This window comes from Pseudomonas sp. Ag1, assembly GCF_000278565.1.
Lineage (GTDB): Bacteria > Pseudomonadota > Gammaproteobacteria > Pseudomonadales > Pseudomonadaceae > Aquipseudomonas.
Genome location: NZ_AKVH01000104.1, coordinates 119,842 through 137,301 on the forward strand (window position 1 = coordinate 119,842; position 17,460 = coordinate 137,301).

Below are 17,460 nucleotides of genomic sequence, written 5' to 3' on the forward strand. Positions count from 1 at the left end.
AACAGTCGTGCAGCGAGCGCCCGAACATACGAGCAAAACGAGTTTTATATGACGAACAAAGACGTAAGCAAAGTTAAGCGCAAAGGCACGTTCAAGAGCGCTCCTCTGCCAGTAGAAGCCCACACCGGCCCTGAGCTGGCCGGCGAAGAGCTGGTGAAGGTTGCCGTGGCTGCCCTGGAAGACGTGAAGGCCCAGGACATCCAGGTCCTGGACGTGCGCGACAAGCAGAGCATCACCGACTTCATGATCATCGCCACCGGTACCTCCAACCGCCAGATCGGCGCGATGCTGGACAAGGTTCGCGAAGCGGTCAAAGCCCAGGGCGTCAAGCCATTGGGTGAAGAAGGCAAGGGCGACAGCGACTGGGTACTGCTGGACATGGACGACGTGATCGTTCACATGATGACCAGCAACGCCCGTCAGTTCTACGACCTGGAGCGTCTGTGGAAAGGCGCCGAGCAGAGCCGTGCCGCCGATGGCAAGCACCACAGCCCTGAAGTCGGCCACGCGCACTTCGACAAGCTCAACAAAGACCAGGAATAAGGAACGGCTGTGCGCCTGCGTCTGATCGCTGTCGGTTCACGCATGCCCAAGTGGGTGGAAGAAGGCTGGCATGAATATGCCAAGCGCCTGCCATCCGAATTGGCGCTGGAACTGGTGGAAATACCGCTCAATACCCGGGGCAAGAATGCCGACGTGGCCCGCTTTATCCGTCAGGAAGGCGAAGCCATGCTGGCCAAGGTCGGGCCCAACGAGCGGATCGTGACCCTCGAAGTGCACGGCAAGCCCTGGAGCACCGAGCAGTTGGCGGTGGAACTGGATCGCTGGCGCCTGGATTCGCGCACGGTCAACTTCATGGTCGGCGGCCCCGAGGGGCTGGCGCCGGAAGTGTGCGCGCGGGCGGACCAGCGCTGGTCGCTGTCGCCCCTGACACTGCCGCACCCGCTGGTAAGAATTCTGATCGGTGAACAGCTGTATCGCGCCTGGACAGTTCTGTCCGGGCACCCTTACCACAAATAATCTGCGCCCTGCCTGATGACCCAGCCGATCCGCATCAAGGACCACGAGAAAGACGCACGTCTTGTACGCGCGCGGGTGGTCTTTGGCGCGATTTTGGTGGTGGCATTGCTGGGGGTGCTGATTGCGCGCCTGTATTTCCTGCAGGTGATCCAGTACGACTATCACTCCACATTGTCGGAAAACAACCGGGTGCACGTGCAGCCGATTCCGCCGACCCGTGGGCTGATTTTCGACCGCAATGGCGTGGTGGTAGCGGATAACCGGCCCAGCTTCAGCCTGAGCATGACCCGCGAACGCTCCGGTGACTGGCAGCAGATCCTCGATGTGATCGTCGAGGTGCTGCAACTGACGCCGGAAGACCGGGTGATTTTCGAAAAGCGCATGAAACAGGGGCGCCGGCCGTTTGAGCCGGTGCCGATCCTGTTCGAGCTGACCGAAGAGCAGATCGCCCGGATCGCGGTGAACCAGTTCCGTCTACCGGGTGTGGAAGTGGTGGCGCAGTTGGTGCGGCACTACCCGCAAGGGGCGCACTTTGCGCATTCGGTCGGCTACATGGGCCGGATCAACGAGAAAGAGCTCAAGACCCTCGACCCGGTCAACTACAGCGGCACCCACCATATCGGCAAGACCGGCATCGAGCGTTTCTACGAGCCGGAACTGCACGGCCAGGTGGGTTACGAGGAAGTCGAGACCAACGCCCGTGGCCGCGTGCTGCGGGTGCTCAAGCGTACCGACCCGGTGCCCGGCAAGGACATCGTGCTGAGCCTGGACATCAAGTTGCAGGAAGCGGCGGAGATGGCCCTGGGCGGGCGTCGGGGTGCCGTGGTGGCACTGGATCCGAGCACTGGCGAAGTGCTGGCGATGGTCAGCCAGCCAAGTTTTGACCCGAACCTGTTTGTCACCGGGATCAGCTTCAAGGCCTACGCCGAGTTGCGTGATTCCATCGACCGGCCGCTGTTCAACCGCGTATTGCGCGGCCTGTATCCGCCGGGCTCGACCATCAAGCCGGCGGTGGCGATTGCCGGCCTGGACTCGGGCGTGGTCACGGCATCGAGCCGGGTGTTCGACCCCGGCTACTACATGCTGCCCAACTACGATCACAAATACCGTAATTGGAACCGCACCGGCGACGGTTATGTGGACCTGGATACGGCGATCATGCGTTCCAACGACACCTACTTCTATGACCTGGCCCACAAGCTGGGGATTGATCGGCTGTCGGCCTACATGGGCAAGTTCGGCCTTGGTCAGAAAGTCTCCTTGGACATGTTCGAAGAATCCCCCGGCCTGATGCCGTCCCGCGAGTGGAAGCGTGCGACCCGGCGCCAGGCGTGGTTCCCGGGCGAAACCCTGATCCTGGGGATCGGCCAGGGCTACATGCAGGCCACGCCGCTGCAACTGGCTCAGGCCACCGCGCTGGTGGCCAACAAGGGTGTGTGGAACCGCCCGCACCTGGCCAAGACCATCGAGGGTGAACGCCCGGTGGACGAAAACCCGATTCCCGACATTGTGCTGCGCGACCCGTCCGACTGGACCAAGGTCAACCACGGCATGCAGCAAGTGATGCACGGCGCCCGGGGTACCGCTCGTAAAGCGGCAGCCGGCGCGCAATACCGGATTGCCGGCAAGAGCGGTACGGCTCAGGTGGTCGCGATCAAGCAGGGCGAGAAATACGACCGCTCCAAGGTTCAGGAACGCCACCGTGACCACGCCTTGTTCGTCGGCTTTGCTCCGGCCGACAACCCGAAGATCGTCGTGGCGGTGATGGTCGAGAACGGTGAATCCGGTTCCGGCGTAGCAGCGCCCGTGGTGCGTCAGATCATGGATGCCTGGCTGTTGACCGAAGACGGCAAGCTCAAGCCCGAATATGGCGGCACCCCATCCAGTGTGGAGGCTACGGCCCTTGAAGAGTAATTTTGACCGCATCCTCTCCAGCGAGGATGTGATGCGCCGCCGCGCCACTTTGCTGCAGCGCATGCACATTGATGGCCCGTTGCTGATCCTGCTGCTGACCCTGGCCGCCGGCAGCCTGTTTGTTTTGTATTCGGCCAGTGGCAAGAACTGGGACTTGCTGATCAAACAGGCGTCGTCGTTTGGCCTGGGTCTGTTGTCGATGGTGGTGATCGCCCAGCTGGAGCCGCGTTTCATGGCGCGCTGGGTGCCGCTGGGGTATGTCGCCGGCGTGTTGCTGCTGGTGGTGGTGGATGTCATGGGCCACAACGCCATGGGTGCGACGCGCTGGATCAACATCCCGGGGGTGATTCGCTTCCAGCCGTCGGAATTCATGAAGATTTTGATGCCGGCGACCATCGCCTGGTACCTGTCAAAACGCACACTGCCGCCCCAGCTCAAGCACGTGGGCATCAGCCTGATATTGATCGGCGTGCCGTTCATCCTGATCGTGCGCCAGCCCGACCTCGGCACCTCGCTGCTGATCCTGGCGGGCGGCGCGTTCGTGCTGTTCATGGGGGGGCTGCGCTGGCGCTGGATCCTCAGCGTGCTGGCCGCGGCCGTGCCGGTGGCCGTGGCCATGTGGTTCTTCTTCATGCACGACTACCAGAAGCAGCGAATCCTCACGTTCCTCGACCCGGAGAGCGATCCGCTGGGCACCGGCTGGAACATCATCCAGTCCAAGGCGGCCATCGGTTCCGGCGGCGTATTCGGCAAGGGCTGGCTGCTGGGCACCCAGTCGCACCTGGACTTTTTGCCGGAAAGCCACACCGACTTCATTATCGCGGTGATGGGCGAGGAGTTCGGCCTGGTGGGCATCTGCGCACTGTTGCTGATTTACTTGCTGCTGATCGGGCGCGGCCTGGTGATTACTGCCCAGGCGCAAACCCTGTTTGGCAAATTGCTCGCCGGCAGCCTCACCATGACGTTTTTTGTTTACGTTTTCGTCAACATCGGTATGGTCAGTGGCCTGTTGCCGGTGGTTGGGGTGCCGTTGCCGTTCATTAGCTACGGCGGAACTTCGCTGGTGACATTGCTGTCAGCGTTTGGGGTTTTGATGTCGATCCATACCCATCGTAAGTGGATCGCACAGGTTTGAATAAGGTGAAGATGTCAATGCAAGTAATGCGCGGCTGGGCTGCCCGGCACGTGTCCTGGATGGGCCTGTTGGGCCTGCTGGGAGCCGCTGTGCAGGAAGCGCAGGCCGGCGACTACGACGGTTCGCCCCAGGTCGCCGAGTTTGTCGGTGAGATGACCCGTGACTATGGTTTCGCCGGTGAACAGCTGATGGGCGTGTTCCGCGAGGCCCAGCGCAAGCAGGCGATCCTCGACGCCATCTCCCGGCCCGCCGAGCGCGTGAAGCAGTGGAAGGAATATCGCCCGATGTTCCTGACCGACGCCCGCGTGGCGCGGGGCGTGGACTTCTGGCGCCAGCACGAAGCGGTGCTGGCCCGCGCCGAGCAGGAATACGGCGTACCGGCCCAGGTGATCGTGGCAATCATCGGCATCGAAACCTTCTACGGCCGCAACACCGGCAGCTACCGGGTGATCGACGCCTTGTCGACCCTGGGCTTTGACTACCCGCCACGCGCCGAATTCTTCCGCAAAGAGCTGCGCGAGTTCCTGTTGTTGGCCCGTGAAGAACAGGTCGACCCGTTGACCCTCAAGGGCTCCTACGCCGGGGCCATGGGCTTGCCGCAGTTCATGCCGAGCAGCTTTCGCGCCTACGCCGTGGATTTTGACGGCGACGGCCATATCAATATCTGGAGCAACCCCGATGACGCCATCGGCAGCGTCGCCAGCTATTTCAAGCGTCACGGCTGGGTAGCCGGCGAGCCGGTGGTGATTCGCGCCGATGTGACCGGTGAGCGCGCCGATGAAGGCCTGACCCAGGGTATCGAGCCGGTCAAGACGGTCGGGGAGTTGCGGGCGTTGGGCTGGTCGAGTCAGAATGCGCCACGCGATGATATGCCGGTGACGGCGTTCCGCCTCGAAGGCGAAAATGGCCCCGAATACTGGATGGGCCTGAAGAATTTCTACGCAATCACGCGTTATAACCGCAGCGTGATGTACGCCATGGCCGTGCATCAACTGTCAGACATGCTGGTCCAAGCACGGGGCGTCAAGTAATGCCGGTATCACCGATGTACAAACCCCTGAAGCTGTTGGCGTACGCCGCATTGTCGTTATTGGTGGTCAGTTGCTCCACCAGTCGTGCACCGGTGCAAAAAACCGCTGGCACGGCGATCCGCTCCCAGCCGGGGCTGGATATCAACCGCGCCCACAAAGACGGCGCGCCGTGGTGGGATGTGGATGTTTCGAAGATCCCGGATGCCACGCCGACCCTGCACACCGGCCCTTACAAGGCCAACCCCTATACCGTGCTGGGCAAAAACTACTTCCCGCTGCAAGACTCCAAGACCTACGTGCAATCAGGTACGGCGTCCTGGTACGGGACCAAGTTCCACGGCCAGAACACCGCCAACGGCGAAGTCTATGACCTGTACGGCATGAGCGCGGCGCACAAGACCCTGCCGCTGCCCAGCTATGTACGCGTGACCAACCTGGACAACAACCGCTCGGTAATCCTGCGGGTCAATGACCGTGGGCCGTTCTATTCGGACCGGATCATCGACTTGTCCTACGCCGCCGCCAAGAAACTCGGGTATGCCGAAATCGGCACCGCCCGGGTGAAGGTCGAAGGTATCGACCCGGCCCAGTACTGGGCCCAGCGTGGCAAGCCGGCGCCGTTGATGCTCAACGAACCGCAAACCCCGCAACCGCAAGTCACGGCCTCGGCCGGCAAGATCGAACAGTGGACCCCGCCGCCGGCGCAGCACGCCCCGGACACGGTCGTCATTCCGCATGCAGCACCGGGAGCCTCTACCGTGGGCGGCCAGTACCTGCAAGTCGGCGCTTTCGCCAACCCGGACGCGGCAGAGCTGCTAAGGTCCAAGCTCAGCGGGATGGTCAGCGCGCCAGTCTTTATCAGCTCTATTGTGCGTAACCAGCAGACCCTGCACCGTGTGCGCATGGGGCCGATCGGCTCGCCGAGTGAAGTTGCGCAAGTGCAGAACAGCGTGCGCCTGGCCAACCTGGGGCAACCCAGCGTGGTCACCGCCGAGTAAGCAGTACAAAGGATTGATGGCTCAGGCTCGCATGCGGGTTTGAGCCCTGGTTGTTGGCTCGTTGAACAATAAAAACCCAGGGGCAAGGGGTGGGCATGCAACCGAACACGCGACAGTCTGGCGACGGGCTGTCTGAATAGTTTTGCCCGCGAGGGCAAGTTTCCATAAGCAATTTCGAGAGACGGATGAACATCACCACCTTAGCCAAACGCACGTGCCTGCTTCTTTCGCTGATCATCACCCCGGCCGCTTGGGCGGTTGAAATGGTGCCAGCTTCCCCGCAACTGGCTGCCAAGGCCTGGGTCCTGATGGACGCCGCCAGCGGCAACGTGCTGGTGGAGAACAACGGTGACCAGCGCCTGCCCCCAGCCAGCCTGACCAAGCTGATGACCGCCTACATCGCGACCCTGGAAATCCGTCGCGGCCAGATCGGCGAAAACGATCCGGTGACCGTCAGCGAAAACGCCTGGCGCACCGGCGGTTCGCGGATGTTCATCAAGGTCGGATCGCAAGTGACCGTCAGCGACCTGCTGCACGGCATCATCATCCAGTCGGGTAACGACGCCAGCGTAGCCCTGTCCGAGCACATCGCCGGCAGCGAAGATGCGTTCGCCGACATGATGAACAAAACCGTGGCCGACCTGGGCATGACCAACAGCCACTTCATGAACCCGACCGGCCTGCCGAACCCTGAGCACTACTCGTCGGCTCACGACATGGCGATCCTGGCTCGCGCGATCATTCGTGTCGACCCGGTGCACTACGCGATCTACTCCCAGAAAGAGTTCTTCTGGAACAACATCAAGCAGCCTAACCGCAACCTGTTGCTGTGGCGTGACAAGACCGTCGATGGCCTGAAAACCGGCCACACCGAAGAAGCCGGCTACTGCATGGTGTCGTCCGCTGTCCGTGACGGCCAGCGCCTGATTGCCGTGGTATTCGGTACCAACAGCGAGCAGGCCCGTGCGGCCGAGACGCAAAAGCTGCTGACCTATGGCTTCCGTTTCTTCGAAACCCAGACCTTCTACCAGAAAGGCACCGAGCTGGCTCAGGCCCCTGTGTGGAAAGGCGCGACCCATCAAGTCAAGGCCGGCCTGGCTGAAGACCTGACCCTGACCATGCCTAAAGGCCAGCTCAAGAAGCTGGTTGCCAGCATGACCATGAACCCGCAACTGGTCGCACCGATCGCCAAGGGCGATGTGATTGGTAAAGTCGAAGTGAAGCTGGACGACAAGGTGGTGCACAGCGCCGATCTGATCGCTCTGGACGCCGTCGACGAAGGTGGTATCTTCCGACGCGTGTGGGATAGCATCCGTCTATTCTTCTACAGCTTGTTCAACTGATAGTGTGCACCTGCATGACCCCGCGCTGATCCGGCGCGGGGTTATGCCCGTCGCCACGGCTTACGCTTACGAGGCCGTTACGCCATGACCGATACCGAAGTAAAGGCGCCAAAGATCGAATTCCCAAACGTGGACTATCCCGTCAAGGTGATCAGCGATACGGGCGTGGGCAACAAGGATAAGATCATCGAGATCGTCAAGAAACACGCAACGATCAACCATGACCGTGTGGATGAGCGTCAAAGCACCAACGGCAAGTACACCACTATTCAGTTGCACATCGTGGCGACTGATCAGGACCAGCTCTACAACATCAACAGCGAACTGCGGGCTACCGGCTTCGTGCACATGGTGTTGTGATGTCACAGACCCTGGGCTTTCGCGAGCTCGGCCAAATGGCTTACGAACCGGTGTGGCACGCCATGCAGCGGTTCACCAACGAGCGCGGCACTGAAGCCCCGGATGAAATCTGGCTGGTGGAGCACCCGCCGGTTTTCACCCAGGGCCAGGCCGGCAAGGCCGAGCATTTGCTGCTGCCGGGAGAAATCCCGGTGGTGCAGGTCGACCGCGGCGGGCAGGTGACTTACCATGGCCCAGGTCAATTGGTGGCTTATCTGTTGCTGGACGTGCGCAGGCTGGGTTTTGGCGTACGTGAGCTGGTCAGTCGCATGGAGTCATGCCTGATCGAGCTGCTGGCCAGCTACGGTGTGACCGCCGCGGCCAAGCCGGATGCACCGGGGGTTTATGTTGATGGCGCGAAAATCGCCTCCCTGGGCTTGCGGATTCGCCACGGTTGTTCCTTTCATGGCCTGGCCTTGAATGTGGACATGGACCTGGCGCCGTTTCGACGGATCAATCCCTGCGGCTACGCCGGTTTGGCGATGACCCAGTTGAGCGATCACGCAACACCACTAGAATTTGCCGAGGTAAGTGCCCGGCTGCGCGCGCAGCTCGTCAAACACCTCGACTATGCTGAGCAGACGACCCTAACGGGCGGAATCGACTGATTATGACTACTGATGCAGTGCAAACCATGATCCCGACGCTGGATGTTACCGAGCGTCCGGCCCCGCGTGCCAAGGTAGAAGCCGGCGTCAAGCTGCGCGGCGCCGAGAAGGTTGCACGCATCCCGGTGAAGATCATTCCGACCACCGAACTGCCGAAAAAGCCTGACTGGATTCGCGTGCGTATCCCGGTTTCGCCGGAAGTCGACCGCATCAAGGCCCTGCTGCGCAAACACAAGCTGCACAGCGTGTGCGAAGAGGCGTCCTGCCCGAACCTGGGCGAGTGCTTCTCCGGTGGCACCGCGACCTTCATGATCATGGGTGACATCTGCACCCGTCGTTGCCCGTTCTGCGACGTTGGCCACGGCCGGCCGAAGCCACTGGACGTCAACGAGCCGGAAAGCCTGGCCATCGCCATCGCCGACCTGAAACTCAAGTATGTCGTGATTACCTCGGTAGACCGCGACGACCTGCGTGACGGCGGTGCCCAGCACTTTGCCGACTGTATCCGCGAGATCCGCAAGCTGTCGCCGAACGTGATGCTCGAGACCCTGGTGCCGGACTACCGTGGGCGTATGGACGTGGCGCTGGAAATCACTGCCGCCGAGCCGCCGGATGTGTTCAACCACAACCTGGAAACCGTACCGCGCCTGTACAAGGCTGCGCGCCCGGGTTCGGACTACCAGTGGTCGCTGACCCTGCTGCAGAAATTCAAGCAGATGATGCCGCACATTCCGACCAAATCCGGCCTGATGCTGGGCCTGGGCGAAACCGACGAAGAAGTCATCGAAGTCATGAAGCGCATGCGCGAACACGACATCGACATGCTGACCCTTGGCCAGTACCTGCAGCCGTCCCGCAGCCACTTGCCGGTACAGCGCTTCGTGCACCCGGATGTGTTCGCCTGGTTTGCCGAAGAAGGCTACAAGATGGGCTTCAAGAACGTCGCTTCCGGCCCGCTGGTACGTTCCTCGTACCACGCCGACGAGCAGGCGAAACTGGTCAAGGCCAGCCTGGTGTCCTGATACGCGGAACGCCGGACACTGCAGGACCCATGTGGGAGCCGGCTTGAGTGGGAGCGGGCTTGTTCGCGAATGCGTTGGATCAGTTGACCTGTCCGGTGACTGACTGACCGTCTTCGCGAGCAAGCCCGCTCCCACCCAGGCCCGCTCCCACATTTGCTACTGACTCTTCCTCTTCTGTTTGCAACCATTGCTGTTTAGAGTGCCTTGGGCAATCCACACGAGGAGAACCATGGATGACGACTCAATTGACCACTTGTGCGGTACCTGCGCTGCGCGCCGAAGGCGTGATCGGGCTGATTGCCCCTGCCGGGCCGGCCGAGCTGGATATCGACACGGCCACGCAATGGATGCGCGCCCGGGGCTACACACTGCGGATCTTTCCGGGCGTGAGCCAGCGGGATGGCTATCTGGCCGGCAGTGATGAGGTACGCCTTGATGACCTGCACGCGGCGTTCGCCGACTCGACCATCGACGCGATTTTCTGCCTGCGCGGCGGCTACGGCACGCCACGCCTGCTGGACCGCCTGGACTTTGACCTGCTGCGGGCCAACCCCAAGCCATTCGTAGGCTACAGCGATATCACCGCCCTGCACCTGGCGATCAACCGGTATGCCGGTTTCGTCACCTTCCATGGTCCGATGTTCAACGCTGACCTGTTAGGTGAAAAGCAACAGCCTACCGAGTCGTCGCTGTTCAGCATGCTGCGTGGGCAAGTGAAAGCCGGTAGCCAGCTGGCTCACCCTGTGGCCTACCCGCTGACCACCGTCGAGCCAGGCATCGCCTGTGGGCGGCTGCTGGGCGGCAATCTATCGATGATCGCAGCAGTGATGGGCACGGCTTACGAGATTGATGCCGAGGGCATCATTCTGTTTATCGAAGATGTGAACGAGCCGTTGTACCGCATTGACCGGTTGCTCACCCATTTGCGCCTGGCGGGCAAGCTGGCCCAGGTGGCGGGCGTGGTGGTGGGGGATGTGGCTGGGGTTGATAGCCTTGCGCTTGAGCGCTTGCTGAAGCAGACCTTCGAGCCGTTGTGCATTCCTGTGCTGTCCGGCTGGCGCAGCGGGCACTGCAACCCGAACCTGACCTTGCCGTTGGGCGCCAGGGTGCGGCTGGATGCGGGGGAGAAGCGGTTGGTGTTGGAACAGGATGTGGTGTTTAAGGCCTGAACTTTGTAGCGCCGATAAAGGCCTCTTCTCGAGCAAGCCCGCTCCCACATTTCGATCGCGTTCCTTCAGGAAGTGCACGGTCAAAATGTGGGAGCGGGCTTGCTCGCGAATGCGGTAGCAGCCATACGCCGATCTATCGGCTTTGCAGCGACTCCAGCAACTTCACCGTCGGATACCCATCCGCCGGCCAGCCCAGGGACTGCTGCGCGGCACGAATCGCCTTGCGGGTATTCGCACCGATGATCCCGTCCGGGTTGCCCGCGTCGTAACCATTGGCACTGAGCACCGTCTGCAAGTCAATTCGCTGCGAGCGAGTCAACGGCAGTTCATCTTTCGGCCAGCTCCCACGAATCAAGCCACCGCCCCCGAAGCGTTCCGACAACAAGCCAACTGCCAACGCGTAGGACGACGAGTTGTTGTACTTGAGGATCGCGCGGAAGTTATCCAGCACCAGGAACGCCGGGCCACGATAGCCGGCCGGCAGCAACAGGGCGGCGGAAAGCTGGTCGACGTTGGCCGGGACACTGGCGCCCGGCGGCACCTGGATTCCCAGTTTCAGCCACTCGCCAACGGTCTTGCGTACGCTGCCATCGGCCAGGGCGTAATCAAAATTCAACGGCAGTTGCTGCACCTCGAAGCCCCAGGGCTGGCCTTTCTGCCAGCCGGAGCTTTGCAGGTAGTGCGCGGTGGAGGCGAGGGCGTCGGCCGGGCTGTTCCAGATATCGCGGCGGCCGTCACCGTCGAAGTCCACGGCGTGGGTGTTATAGGTGGTCGGGATGAACTGGGTCTGGCCCATGGCCCCGGCCCAGGAGCCTTTCATCTGGTCGGCGGCGATATCGCCATGCTGGATGATTTGCAGCGCCGCCAGCAGCTGCGCCTGGGCGAAGGCCGGGCGACGGCCTTCATAGGCCAGGGTCGCCAGTGAGCGGATCACCGAGTTGTTGCCTTGGAATTGGCCGAAGTTACTCTCCATGCCCCACACCGAGACCAGCGCCTGGCGGTCGACGCCGTAACGGTCCTCAATGCGTTGCAGAATGTCGGCATACTTCACCAGCAGCGACTGGCCATTGCGCACCCGCAGCGGCGACAGCGCGCCATCGAGGTATTCCCATACCGGCCGGGAGAACTCCGGCTGGCTGCGGTCGGCGCGGATCACCGCCATGTCGGGTACGACATTGGCAAAGGCCGTGTCGAAAACCTGCGGCGTGATACCGGCCTTCAAGGCTTCCACGCGAAACCCCGCCTGCCATTCGGCAAAGGTCTGGGTCGGCTGGATATCAAGATTGTCTGCCACCAGTGGCGCAACGACGGCAGGCGCAGCTACCGGTGCAGTCTGGAGCGGGGGCAGGGGTTGGGCATCGGCAGCGGTGGGTTTTTCCGCGCAGGCGACTAACAGAATGAGGCTGGAGGCAGCGATCAGTTGGCGAAGGTGCCAACGACGGGAAAGACTAGAGGGCATGCACAGGTCCAGGGAATACGAATCAGGTACAGACCTTATCATGCCGGAGGGGCGCTTGCCTTCAGGCAGCCAGAAAGTAAGAAGCCTCCCAGCTATTAGACTGGAAGGCTTCGCGGCGGTAGCTGCCTTTGCCTTTGCCGGCTCGTTCCTGGCGACTGCGGAACAACGGCTGGGCGATGATGGATTTGGCCTTGTTGGGGCCATGCTTGGATGGCTTTTTGCTCATGATGGGTACTCTCTGGCAGGTTGATGATGCGGTGCGAATCATCTGCCGAAGTTTGGATTCTGTCCAGCCCAGCGATACGTAGGACTATTCAGCAGGCAGCGCCAAGCGCTGTCCTGACATCAAAAGTGACAAACGACTCAGGCTCATCCACGGCGATCCAGCCGCCTGGCCCTTGATCTGCGCGTCAATGCGTTGGGCCTCCAGCAGCAATTGCGCCCAGCGTTGCGCCGAGTGCCGTTGCAGGGCTTTGCTGATCAGTGGTTTGCGCTTGTCCCATACCGGTGGCCGCGCCTGGCTGAAGGCCTTGTCCAGTGGGATGCCCTGGCTGTACTGCAGGGCAATATTGGCCAGCAGCCGTAATTCTCGCGCCAGGGCCCAGAGAATCACCGGCGGCTCGACGCCTTCGCCGCGCAGCCCTTCGAGCATGCGCAGGGCGTGGGCGGGTTCGCCGTTGAGGATCGCATCCACCAGGCCAAATACGTCAAAGCGCGCGCTGTCCGCCACGGCGCCTTGTACGGTTTCGACGGTGATCTGGCCACCCTCGGCCATCAGCTTGAGCTTTTCGATTTCCTGGGCGGCGGCCAACAGGTTGCCTTCCACCCGCGCCGCGATCAGCTCCACCGCATCCTGGCTGGCACTCAGCCCGGATTGCGACAGGCGCTGACGAATCCACTGCGGCAGTTGGCTGCTGTCCACCGGCCAGATCTGTATGAACTGAGTCTGGCCACCTTCCACCAGCGCCTTGCCCCACTTGGTTTTCTGCGCACTGCCATCGAGCTTGGGCAGGCTGATCAGCAGCAGCGTGTCTTCGGCAGGGCGTGCGCAGTATTCCATCAACGCCGCCGCGCCTTTGTCGCCGGGCTTGCCCGAAGGCAGGCGCAGTTCCAGCAGGCGTTTTTCGGCGAACAGCGACATGCTCGCCCCGGCTTGCAGCAGCGTACCCCAGTCGAAACTGGCGTCGGCGCTGAATACCTGGCGTTCATCGAAGCCCTGTTGGCGGGCGGCGGTGCGAATTGCGTCCGCAGCCTCCTGGCACAGCAGCGGGTCATCACCGCTGACGATGTAGACGGGCGCAAGGCTGCCTTGCAGGTGCTTGGCGAGTTGGGCGGGGGCGAGTTTCATAGGCAGGGTGAACGGGGCGCCTGGGGCGCCCCGTCTGGCTTACTCGACAGGAACTTCGACAGGCGACTGTTTAGGTTGGCTGTCTTCATACTCTTGCGCCGCTTTCAGCGCATCGGCATCTGCCTTGGCCTTGGCATCTGCGGTTTGCTGCAGCTTATCCAGTTGCTCCGGCGTGATCAGTTGCAGGCGCAGGACCATGCGCTGCACCAGTTCACGACGCATTTCCTTGCGCACCTGGATGGTTTCGGAGTCCGAACCCACCAGGTTGTTGCCGTCGTGGCTCACGACTTTCTGTATCTGGATCTTGTCGCCCATCAGCGGCAGGTGGTCATGGCCCTGGATTTCGAAGAAGAGCGTGGTGCTCAGCTCAATGTCCGAAGCACGCCCGGCGCTGGCGTAGCTGAGGCTGCGCTGCTCTTCTTTTTCATCCACCAGGTTCAGTTTGTAAGCCGCGCCTGAATAGACTTTGACGCCACTGTTTTCCAGGACCTGGCGCAGCTGTTGCACTGTCTCGCCGTAGGAGTTGCGGGCGGTGACGTCCAGTTCCTTGATCGCCAGTTCGGTGGTGCCGGTGCCGCGCAGCTGGAAGCCGCAAGCGCTCAGCAGCACGGCAAGGCCCATAACCAGCAGATTGCGTTTGATCATTTTGATGCTCCCCTTGAAACCATGTGGGCCTTATCGAGGCCCTGGAGGTTTTGTTCGGCGCCAGGGTTATTCCCTCGGCGCCCGATCCGATTAGCTAGCGACGATATTGACCAGTTTGCCGGGCACCACGATCACTTTGCGGATCGTCAGGCCTTCGGTGAAGCGCAGCACGTTCTCATTGATACGGGCGGCGGCTTCGACGTCTTCACGGCTGGCGCTGGCCGGCATGTCGATCTGGCCACGCAGCTTGCCGTTGACCTGAATTACCAGTTGCAGCGTGTCCTGTACCAGGGCGCTGTCATCCTGTACCGGCCAGCCGGCATCGATGACGGCACCGCTGTGGCCCAACTGGTTCCACAGTTCGTGGCTGATGTGTGGCGTGATCGGCGCCAGCAGCAGGGTGACCGTTTCCAGGCCTTCCTGTACCAGTGCGCGGTCCTGTTCGGTGGCCTGCGGCGCTTTCTCCAGCACGTTCATCAGCGTCATCACCTGGGCGATGGCGGTGTTGAATTTGTGGTGCTGGCCCACGTCCTGGCTGGCGTGCTTGATGGCCAGGTGGGTGCTGCGGCGAATGACTTTTTGCTCATCGCTCAGGGTCGCCACGTCCAGCTTGCCCGGCAAGCCTTGGCTGACATGGGCGTGCGCCAGGCGCCAGACGCGCTTGAGGAAGCGATGCGAACCTTCGACGCCGGAGTCCGACCATTCCGCGCTCATGTCAGGCGGCGAGGCGAACATCATGAACAGGCGGCAGGTGTCCGCGCCGAACTGGTCGATCATCGACTGTGGGTCGACGCCGTTGTTCTTCGACTTGGCCATCTTCTCGGTGCCGCCGATTTCCACCGGCAGGCCGTCGGATTTCAGCTTGGCGCTGATCACCTTGGCCTTGCTGTCACGCTCCAGCTCGACATCTGCCGGGTTGAACCAGGTGTAGGCGCCATTGGCTTCGCGGCGGTAATAAGTCTCGGCAATCACCATGCCCTGGGTCAGCAGGTTCTTGAACGGCTCGTCGGAACTCACCAGGCCTTCGTCACGCATCAGCTTGTGGAAGAAGCGCGCGTACAGCAGGTGAAGGATGGCGTGTTCGATACCGCCGATGTACTGGTCTACCGGCAGCCAGTGGTCGGCCGCGGATTTTTCCACCAGGCCGCCTTCATAGTGCGGCGAGGCGTAGCGGGCGTAGTACCACGAAGACTCCACGAAGGTGTCCATGGTGTCGGTTTCGCGTTTGGCCGGGGCACCGCAGTTCGGGCAGGTGCACTCGTAGAATTCGGGCATGCGCGCCAATGGCGAGCCAGCACCGTCCGGCACCACGTCTTCGGGCAATACGACCGGCAGTTGGTCTTCCGGTACCGGCACGTCACCGCAGGTTTCGCAGTGGATGATCGGGATCGGGCAGCCCCAGTAGCGCTGGCGGCTGATGCCCCAGTCACGCAGGCGGAACTGGGTGCGCGAGGCACCGAGGTTTTTCTTGATCAGCGCCACTTCGATGGCGTCGAAGGCGCCTTCGAAATCCAGGCCGTCGAACTCGCCGGAATTGATCAGTGTGCCGTGTTCGTTGTACGCGTCCTGCCACGGAGCCGGGTTGGTGTCGCCCGAACTGGTGCGCACCACGGACTTGATCGGCAGGTTGTACTTGACGGCAAATTCGAAATCGCGCTCGTCGTGGGCCGGCACAGCCATTACTGCGCCATCACCGTAGTGCATCAGCACGTAGTTGGCGACCCACACCGGCAGCTTCTCGCCGGTCAATGGGTGCTCGACGAACAACGAGGTCGGCAGGCCTTTTTTCTCCTGGGTGGCGACGTCGGCTTCGGCGACGCTGCCGCCCTTGCATTCGGCGATGAACGCCTGCAGCTCAGGGTTGTTCTGTGCAGCCTGGGTGGCCAGCGGGTGTTCGGCGGCCACGGCGACGTAGGTCGCGCCCATCAGGGTGTCCGGACGGGTGGTGAAGACTTTCAGTACACCTTCTGCGCCGATGGAGTCGACGTTGTAGGGGAACTGCACTTCCATGCCACGGGACTTGCCGATCCAGTTGCGTTGCATGGTCTTGACCTGCTCGGGCCAGCCCGGCAAATCGTCGAGGCTCGACAGGAGTTCATCCGCATAGGCGGTGATCTTGAAGTAGTACATCGGGATTTCGCGCTTTTCGATCAGCGCGCCGGAACGCCAGCCGCGGCCGTCGATCACTTGTTCGTTGGCCAGTACGGTCTGGTCCACCGGGTCCCAGTTCACGGTGCCGCTCTTCTTGTAGATCACGCCTTTTTCGAACAGGCGAGTGAACAGCCATTGTTCCCAGCGGTAGTAATCAGGCTTGCAGGTGGTCACCTCGCGGGACCAGTCCACCGCCAGGCCCAGGCTGCGCAGCTGGGTCTTCATGTAGGCGATGTTTTCGTAGGTCCACTTGGCGGGCGCTACGTTGTTCTTCATCGCGGCGTTTTCCGCCGGCATGCCGAAGGCGTCCCAACCCATGGGTTGCAGGACGTTCTTGCCCAGCATGCGCTGGTAGCGGGAGATGACGTCGCCGATGGTGTAGTTGCGCACATGCCCCATGTGTAGCTTGCCGCTGGGGTAAGGGAACATCGATAGGCAATAGAAAGTCTCCTTGCCTGGCTGTTCACTGACTTCAAAGGACTTTTGCTCATCCCAGAACGACTGGGCGGCATTTTCTATTTCACGGGGCTGATATTGTTCGTGCATGGCTACTTTTGAACTGAATAGGGGTGGCCTAATCCTCTTCGGTGCAACGTTCAGGTTGATCGACACCAAAAAGCGGCGCGTCCGTGCCCAAACCCTGCGGGAAGTGGAGTTACAGGAAGCGCCGTAGCATACATGACCCCACTCTATCGAGGGAAACCCTGATTGCGCCGCCGAGGCCGTTGGTCGCGGCGCCAGGCAGGCAGGGCAAGCAGGACTACGCTGTTTAGTGGGGAGTGAGTCTTATCTTCAATGAGGTGAGGGATGGTTGATTCGCAGCGAACTTTAACGAAACCGCAGGTGTACGAAGGACTGATCGACCGTTTGGGTCGAGCACTGGATGCAGCAAAAACCGCAGGCCGATTGTGTGATGAACGGCCTCTGGAGTTGGAACTGCGTGGCTTGAGCCAGGCAGAGCTGGACGTGATCAGGGTGTATCTGGAATTGAATGAGCATCGCGCGTCCCATGGCATGGCCTCCCCGCCAGCCCAGGAGTTTTCGCGATCGGCCAAGGTGGTATGGCTCAAGGATTTTTCGGCCGGTCGCAGCCCGGAAAAACTCCGGTCCGTGCGTTTCAAGTGAAGTACCGCGTTAGTGATCTGTAGCCTTCTCAGCGTCTGTTCCTGTAAAGATTGTCGCTTAACCCCGTTACACCTTAGGCTTCGGGCATCTTTG

Annotated in this window: 17 protein-coding genes; 12 read left to right on the forward strand and 5 right to left on the reverse strand. The window is 61.5% G+C overall.

The genetic code is table 11. The features are described 5' to 3' along the window. Window positions 1-48: 48 nt before the first annotated feature. From rsfS to A462_RS11685, 11 genes are all read left to right on the forward strand, one after another. A complete protein-coding gene (rsfS, locus tag A462_RS11735; RefSeq protein WP_003215432.1) occupies window positions 49-543 on the forward strand; it encodes a ribosome silencing factor in 495 nt (164 codons plus the stop codon). Between the two features lie 9 nt (window positions 544-552). Further along, window positions 553-1,020: a 23S rRNA (pseudouridine(1915)-N(3))-methyltransferase RlmH gene (gene rlmH / locus A462_RS11730; protein ID WP_003185785.1), complete on the forward strand. Its 468-nt coding sequence runs from the start codon at window positions 553-555 to the stop codon at window positions 1,018-1,020. A gap of 15 nt (window positions 1,021-1,035) precedes the next feature. Continuing rightward, entirely contained in the window at window positions 1,036-2,934 is a 1,899-nt protein-coding gene (mrdA, locus tag A462_RS11725) for a penicillin-binding protein 2 (RefSeq protein ID WP_003215433.1), read from the forward strand. Window positions 2,935-2,965: 31 nt separating this feature from the next. Continuing rightward, the gene (gene rodA, locus A462_RS11720) at window positions 2,966-4,069 is read left to right on the forward strand and encodes a rod shape-determining protein RodA (RefSeq protein ID WP_050442794.1); all 1,104 of its coding nucleotides are present in this window, start codon (window positions 2,966-2,968) and stop codon (window positions 4,067-4,069) included. A 17-nt stretch (window positions 4,070-4,086) separates the two neighbouring features. Continuing rightward, entirely contained in the window at window positions 4,087-5,100 is a 1,014-nt protein-coding gene (mltB, locus tag A462_RS11715; protein ID WP_003215435.1) for a lytic murein transglycosylase B, read from the forward strand. Further along, window positions 5,100-6,098: a septal ring lytic transglycosylase RlpA family protein gene (locus A462_RS11710; protein WP_003215436.1), complete on the forward strand. Its 999-nt coding sequence runs from the start codon at window positions 5,100-5,102 to the stop codon at window positions 6,096-6,098. Before mltB ends, A462_RS11710 begins: the two co-directional genes overlap by 1 nt. A gap of 185 nt (window positions 6,099-6,283) precedes the next feature. Continuing rightward, complete coding sequence (locus A462_RS11705) at window positions 6,284-7,441, forward strand: D-alanyl-D-alanine carboxypeptidase family protein (RefSeq protein WP_003215437.1); 1,158 nt, start codon at window positions 6,284-6,286, stop codon at window positions 7,439-7,441. Window positions 7,442-7,525: 84 nt separating this feature from the next. Beyond that, complete coding sequence (locus A462_RS11700; protein WP_003215438.1) at window positions 7,526-7,801, forward strand: DUF493 domain-containing protein; 276 nt, start codon at window positions 7,526-7,528, stop codon at window positions 7,799-7,801. Then, window positions 7,801-8,448, forward strand: a complete 648-nt coding sequence (gene lipB, locus A462_RS11695) for a lipoyl(octanoyl) transferase LipB (RefSeq protein ID WP_003215439.1) — start codon at window positions 7,801-7,803, stop codon at window positions 8,446-8,448. Before A462_RS11700 ends, lipB begins: the two co-directional genes overlap by 1 nt. Before the next feature lie 2 nt (window positions 8,449-8,450). Next, the gene (gene lipA / locus A462_RS11690; RefSeq protein ID WP_003215441.1) at window positions 8,451-9,470 is read left to right on the forward strand and encodes a lipoyl synthase; all 1,020 of its coding nucleotides are present in this window, start codon (window positions 8,451-8,453) and stop codon (window positions 9,468-9,470) included. Window positions 9,471-9,703: 233 nt separating this feature from the next. Next, window positions 9,704-10,639, forward strand: coding sequence for a S66 peptidase family protein (locus tag A462_RS11685; protein WP_008436546.1), 936 nt, complete (start codon window positions 9,704-9,706; stop codon window positions 10,637-10,639). 133 nt (window positions 10,640-10,772) lie between these two features. On the opposite strand, the gene A462_RS11680 is transcribed toward A462_RS11685, so the two are convergent. From A462_RS11680 to leuS, 5 genes are all read right to left on the reverse strand, one after another. Further along, the gene (locus tag A462_RS11680; protein ID WP_003215443.1) at window positions 10,773-12,098 is read right to left on the reverse strand and encodes a lytic murein transglycosylase; all 1,326 of its coding nucleotides are present in this window, start codon (window positions 12,096-12,098) and stop codon (window positions 10,773-10,775) included. A gap of 61 nt (window positions 12,099-12,159) precedes the next feature. Beyond that, on the reverse strand, window positions 12,160-12,324 hold the full coding sequence (gene arfA, locus A462_RS11675) for an alternative ribosome rescue factor ArfA (RefSeq protein WP_003176285.1): 165 nt from the start codon (window positions 12,322-12,324) through the stop codon (window positions 12,160-12,162). Between the two features lie 84 nt (window positions 12,325-12,408). Then, window positions 12,409-13,446, reverse strand: coding sequence for a DNA polymerase III subunit delta (holA, locus tag A462_RS11670; RefSeq protein ID WP_008436560.1), 1,038 nt, complete (start codon window positions 13,444-13,446; stop codon window positions 12,409-12,411). Between the two features lie 39 nt (window positions 13,447-13,485). Continuing rightward, complete coding sequence (locus A462_RS11665; RefSeq protein ID WP_008436571.1) at window positions 13,486-14,091, reverse strand: LPS-assembly lipoprotein LptE; 606 nt, start codon at window positions 14,089-14,091, stop codon at window positions 13,486-13,488. A gap of 90 nt (window positions 14,092-14,181) precedes the next feature. Further along, window positions 14,182-16,788 (reverse strand): leucine--tRNA ligase, encoded by a 2,607-nt coding sequence (gene leuS / locus A462_RS11660; protein ID WP_008436573.1) that lies wholly within the window; start codon window positions 16,786-16,788, stop codon window positions 14,182-14,184. A gap of 261 nt (window positions 16,789-17,049) precedes the next feature. On the opposite strand from leuS, the gene A462_RS11655 reads away from it, so the two are divergent. Further along, on the forward strand, window positions 17,050-17,367 hold the full coding sequence (locus tag A462_RS11655; protein WP_008436575.1) for a hypothetical protein: 318 nt from the start codon (window positions 17,050-17,052) through the stop codon (window positions 17,365-17,367). The last annotated feature ends 93 nt before the right edge of the window (window positions 17,368-17,460 follow it).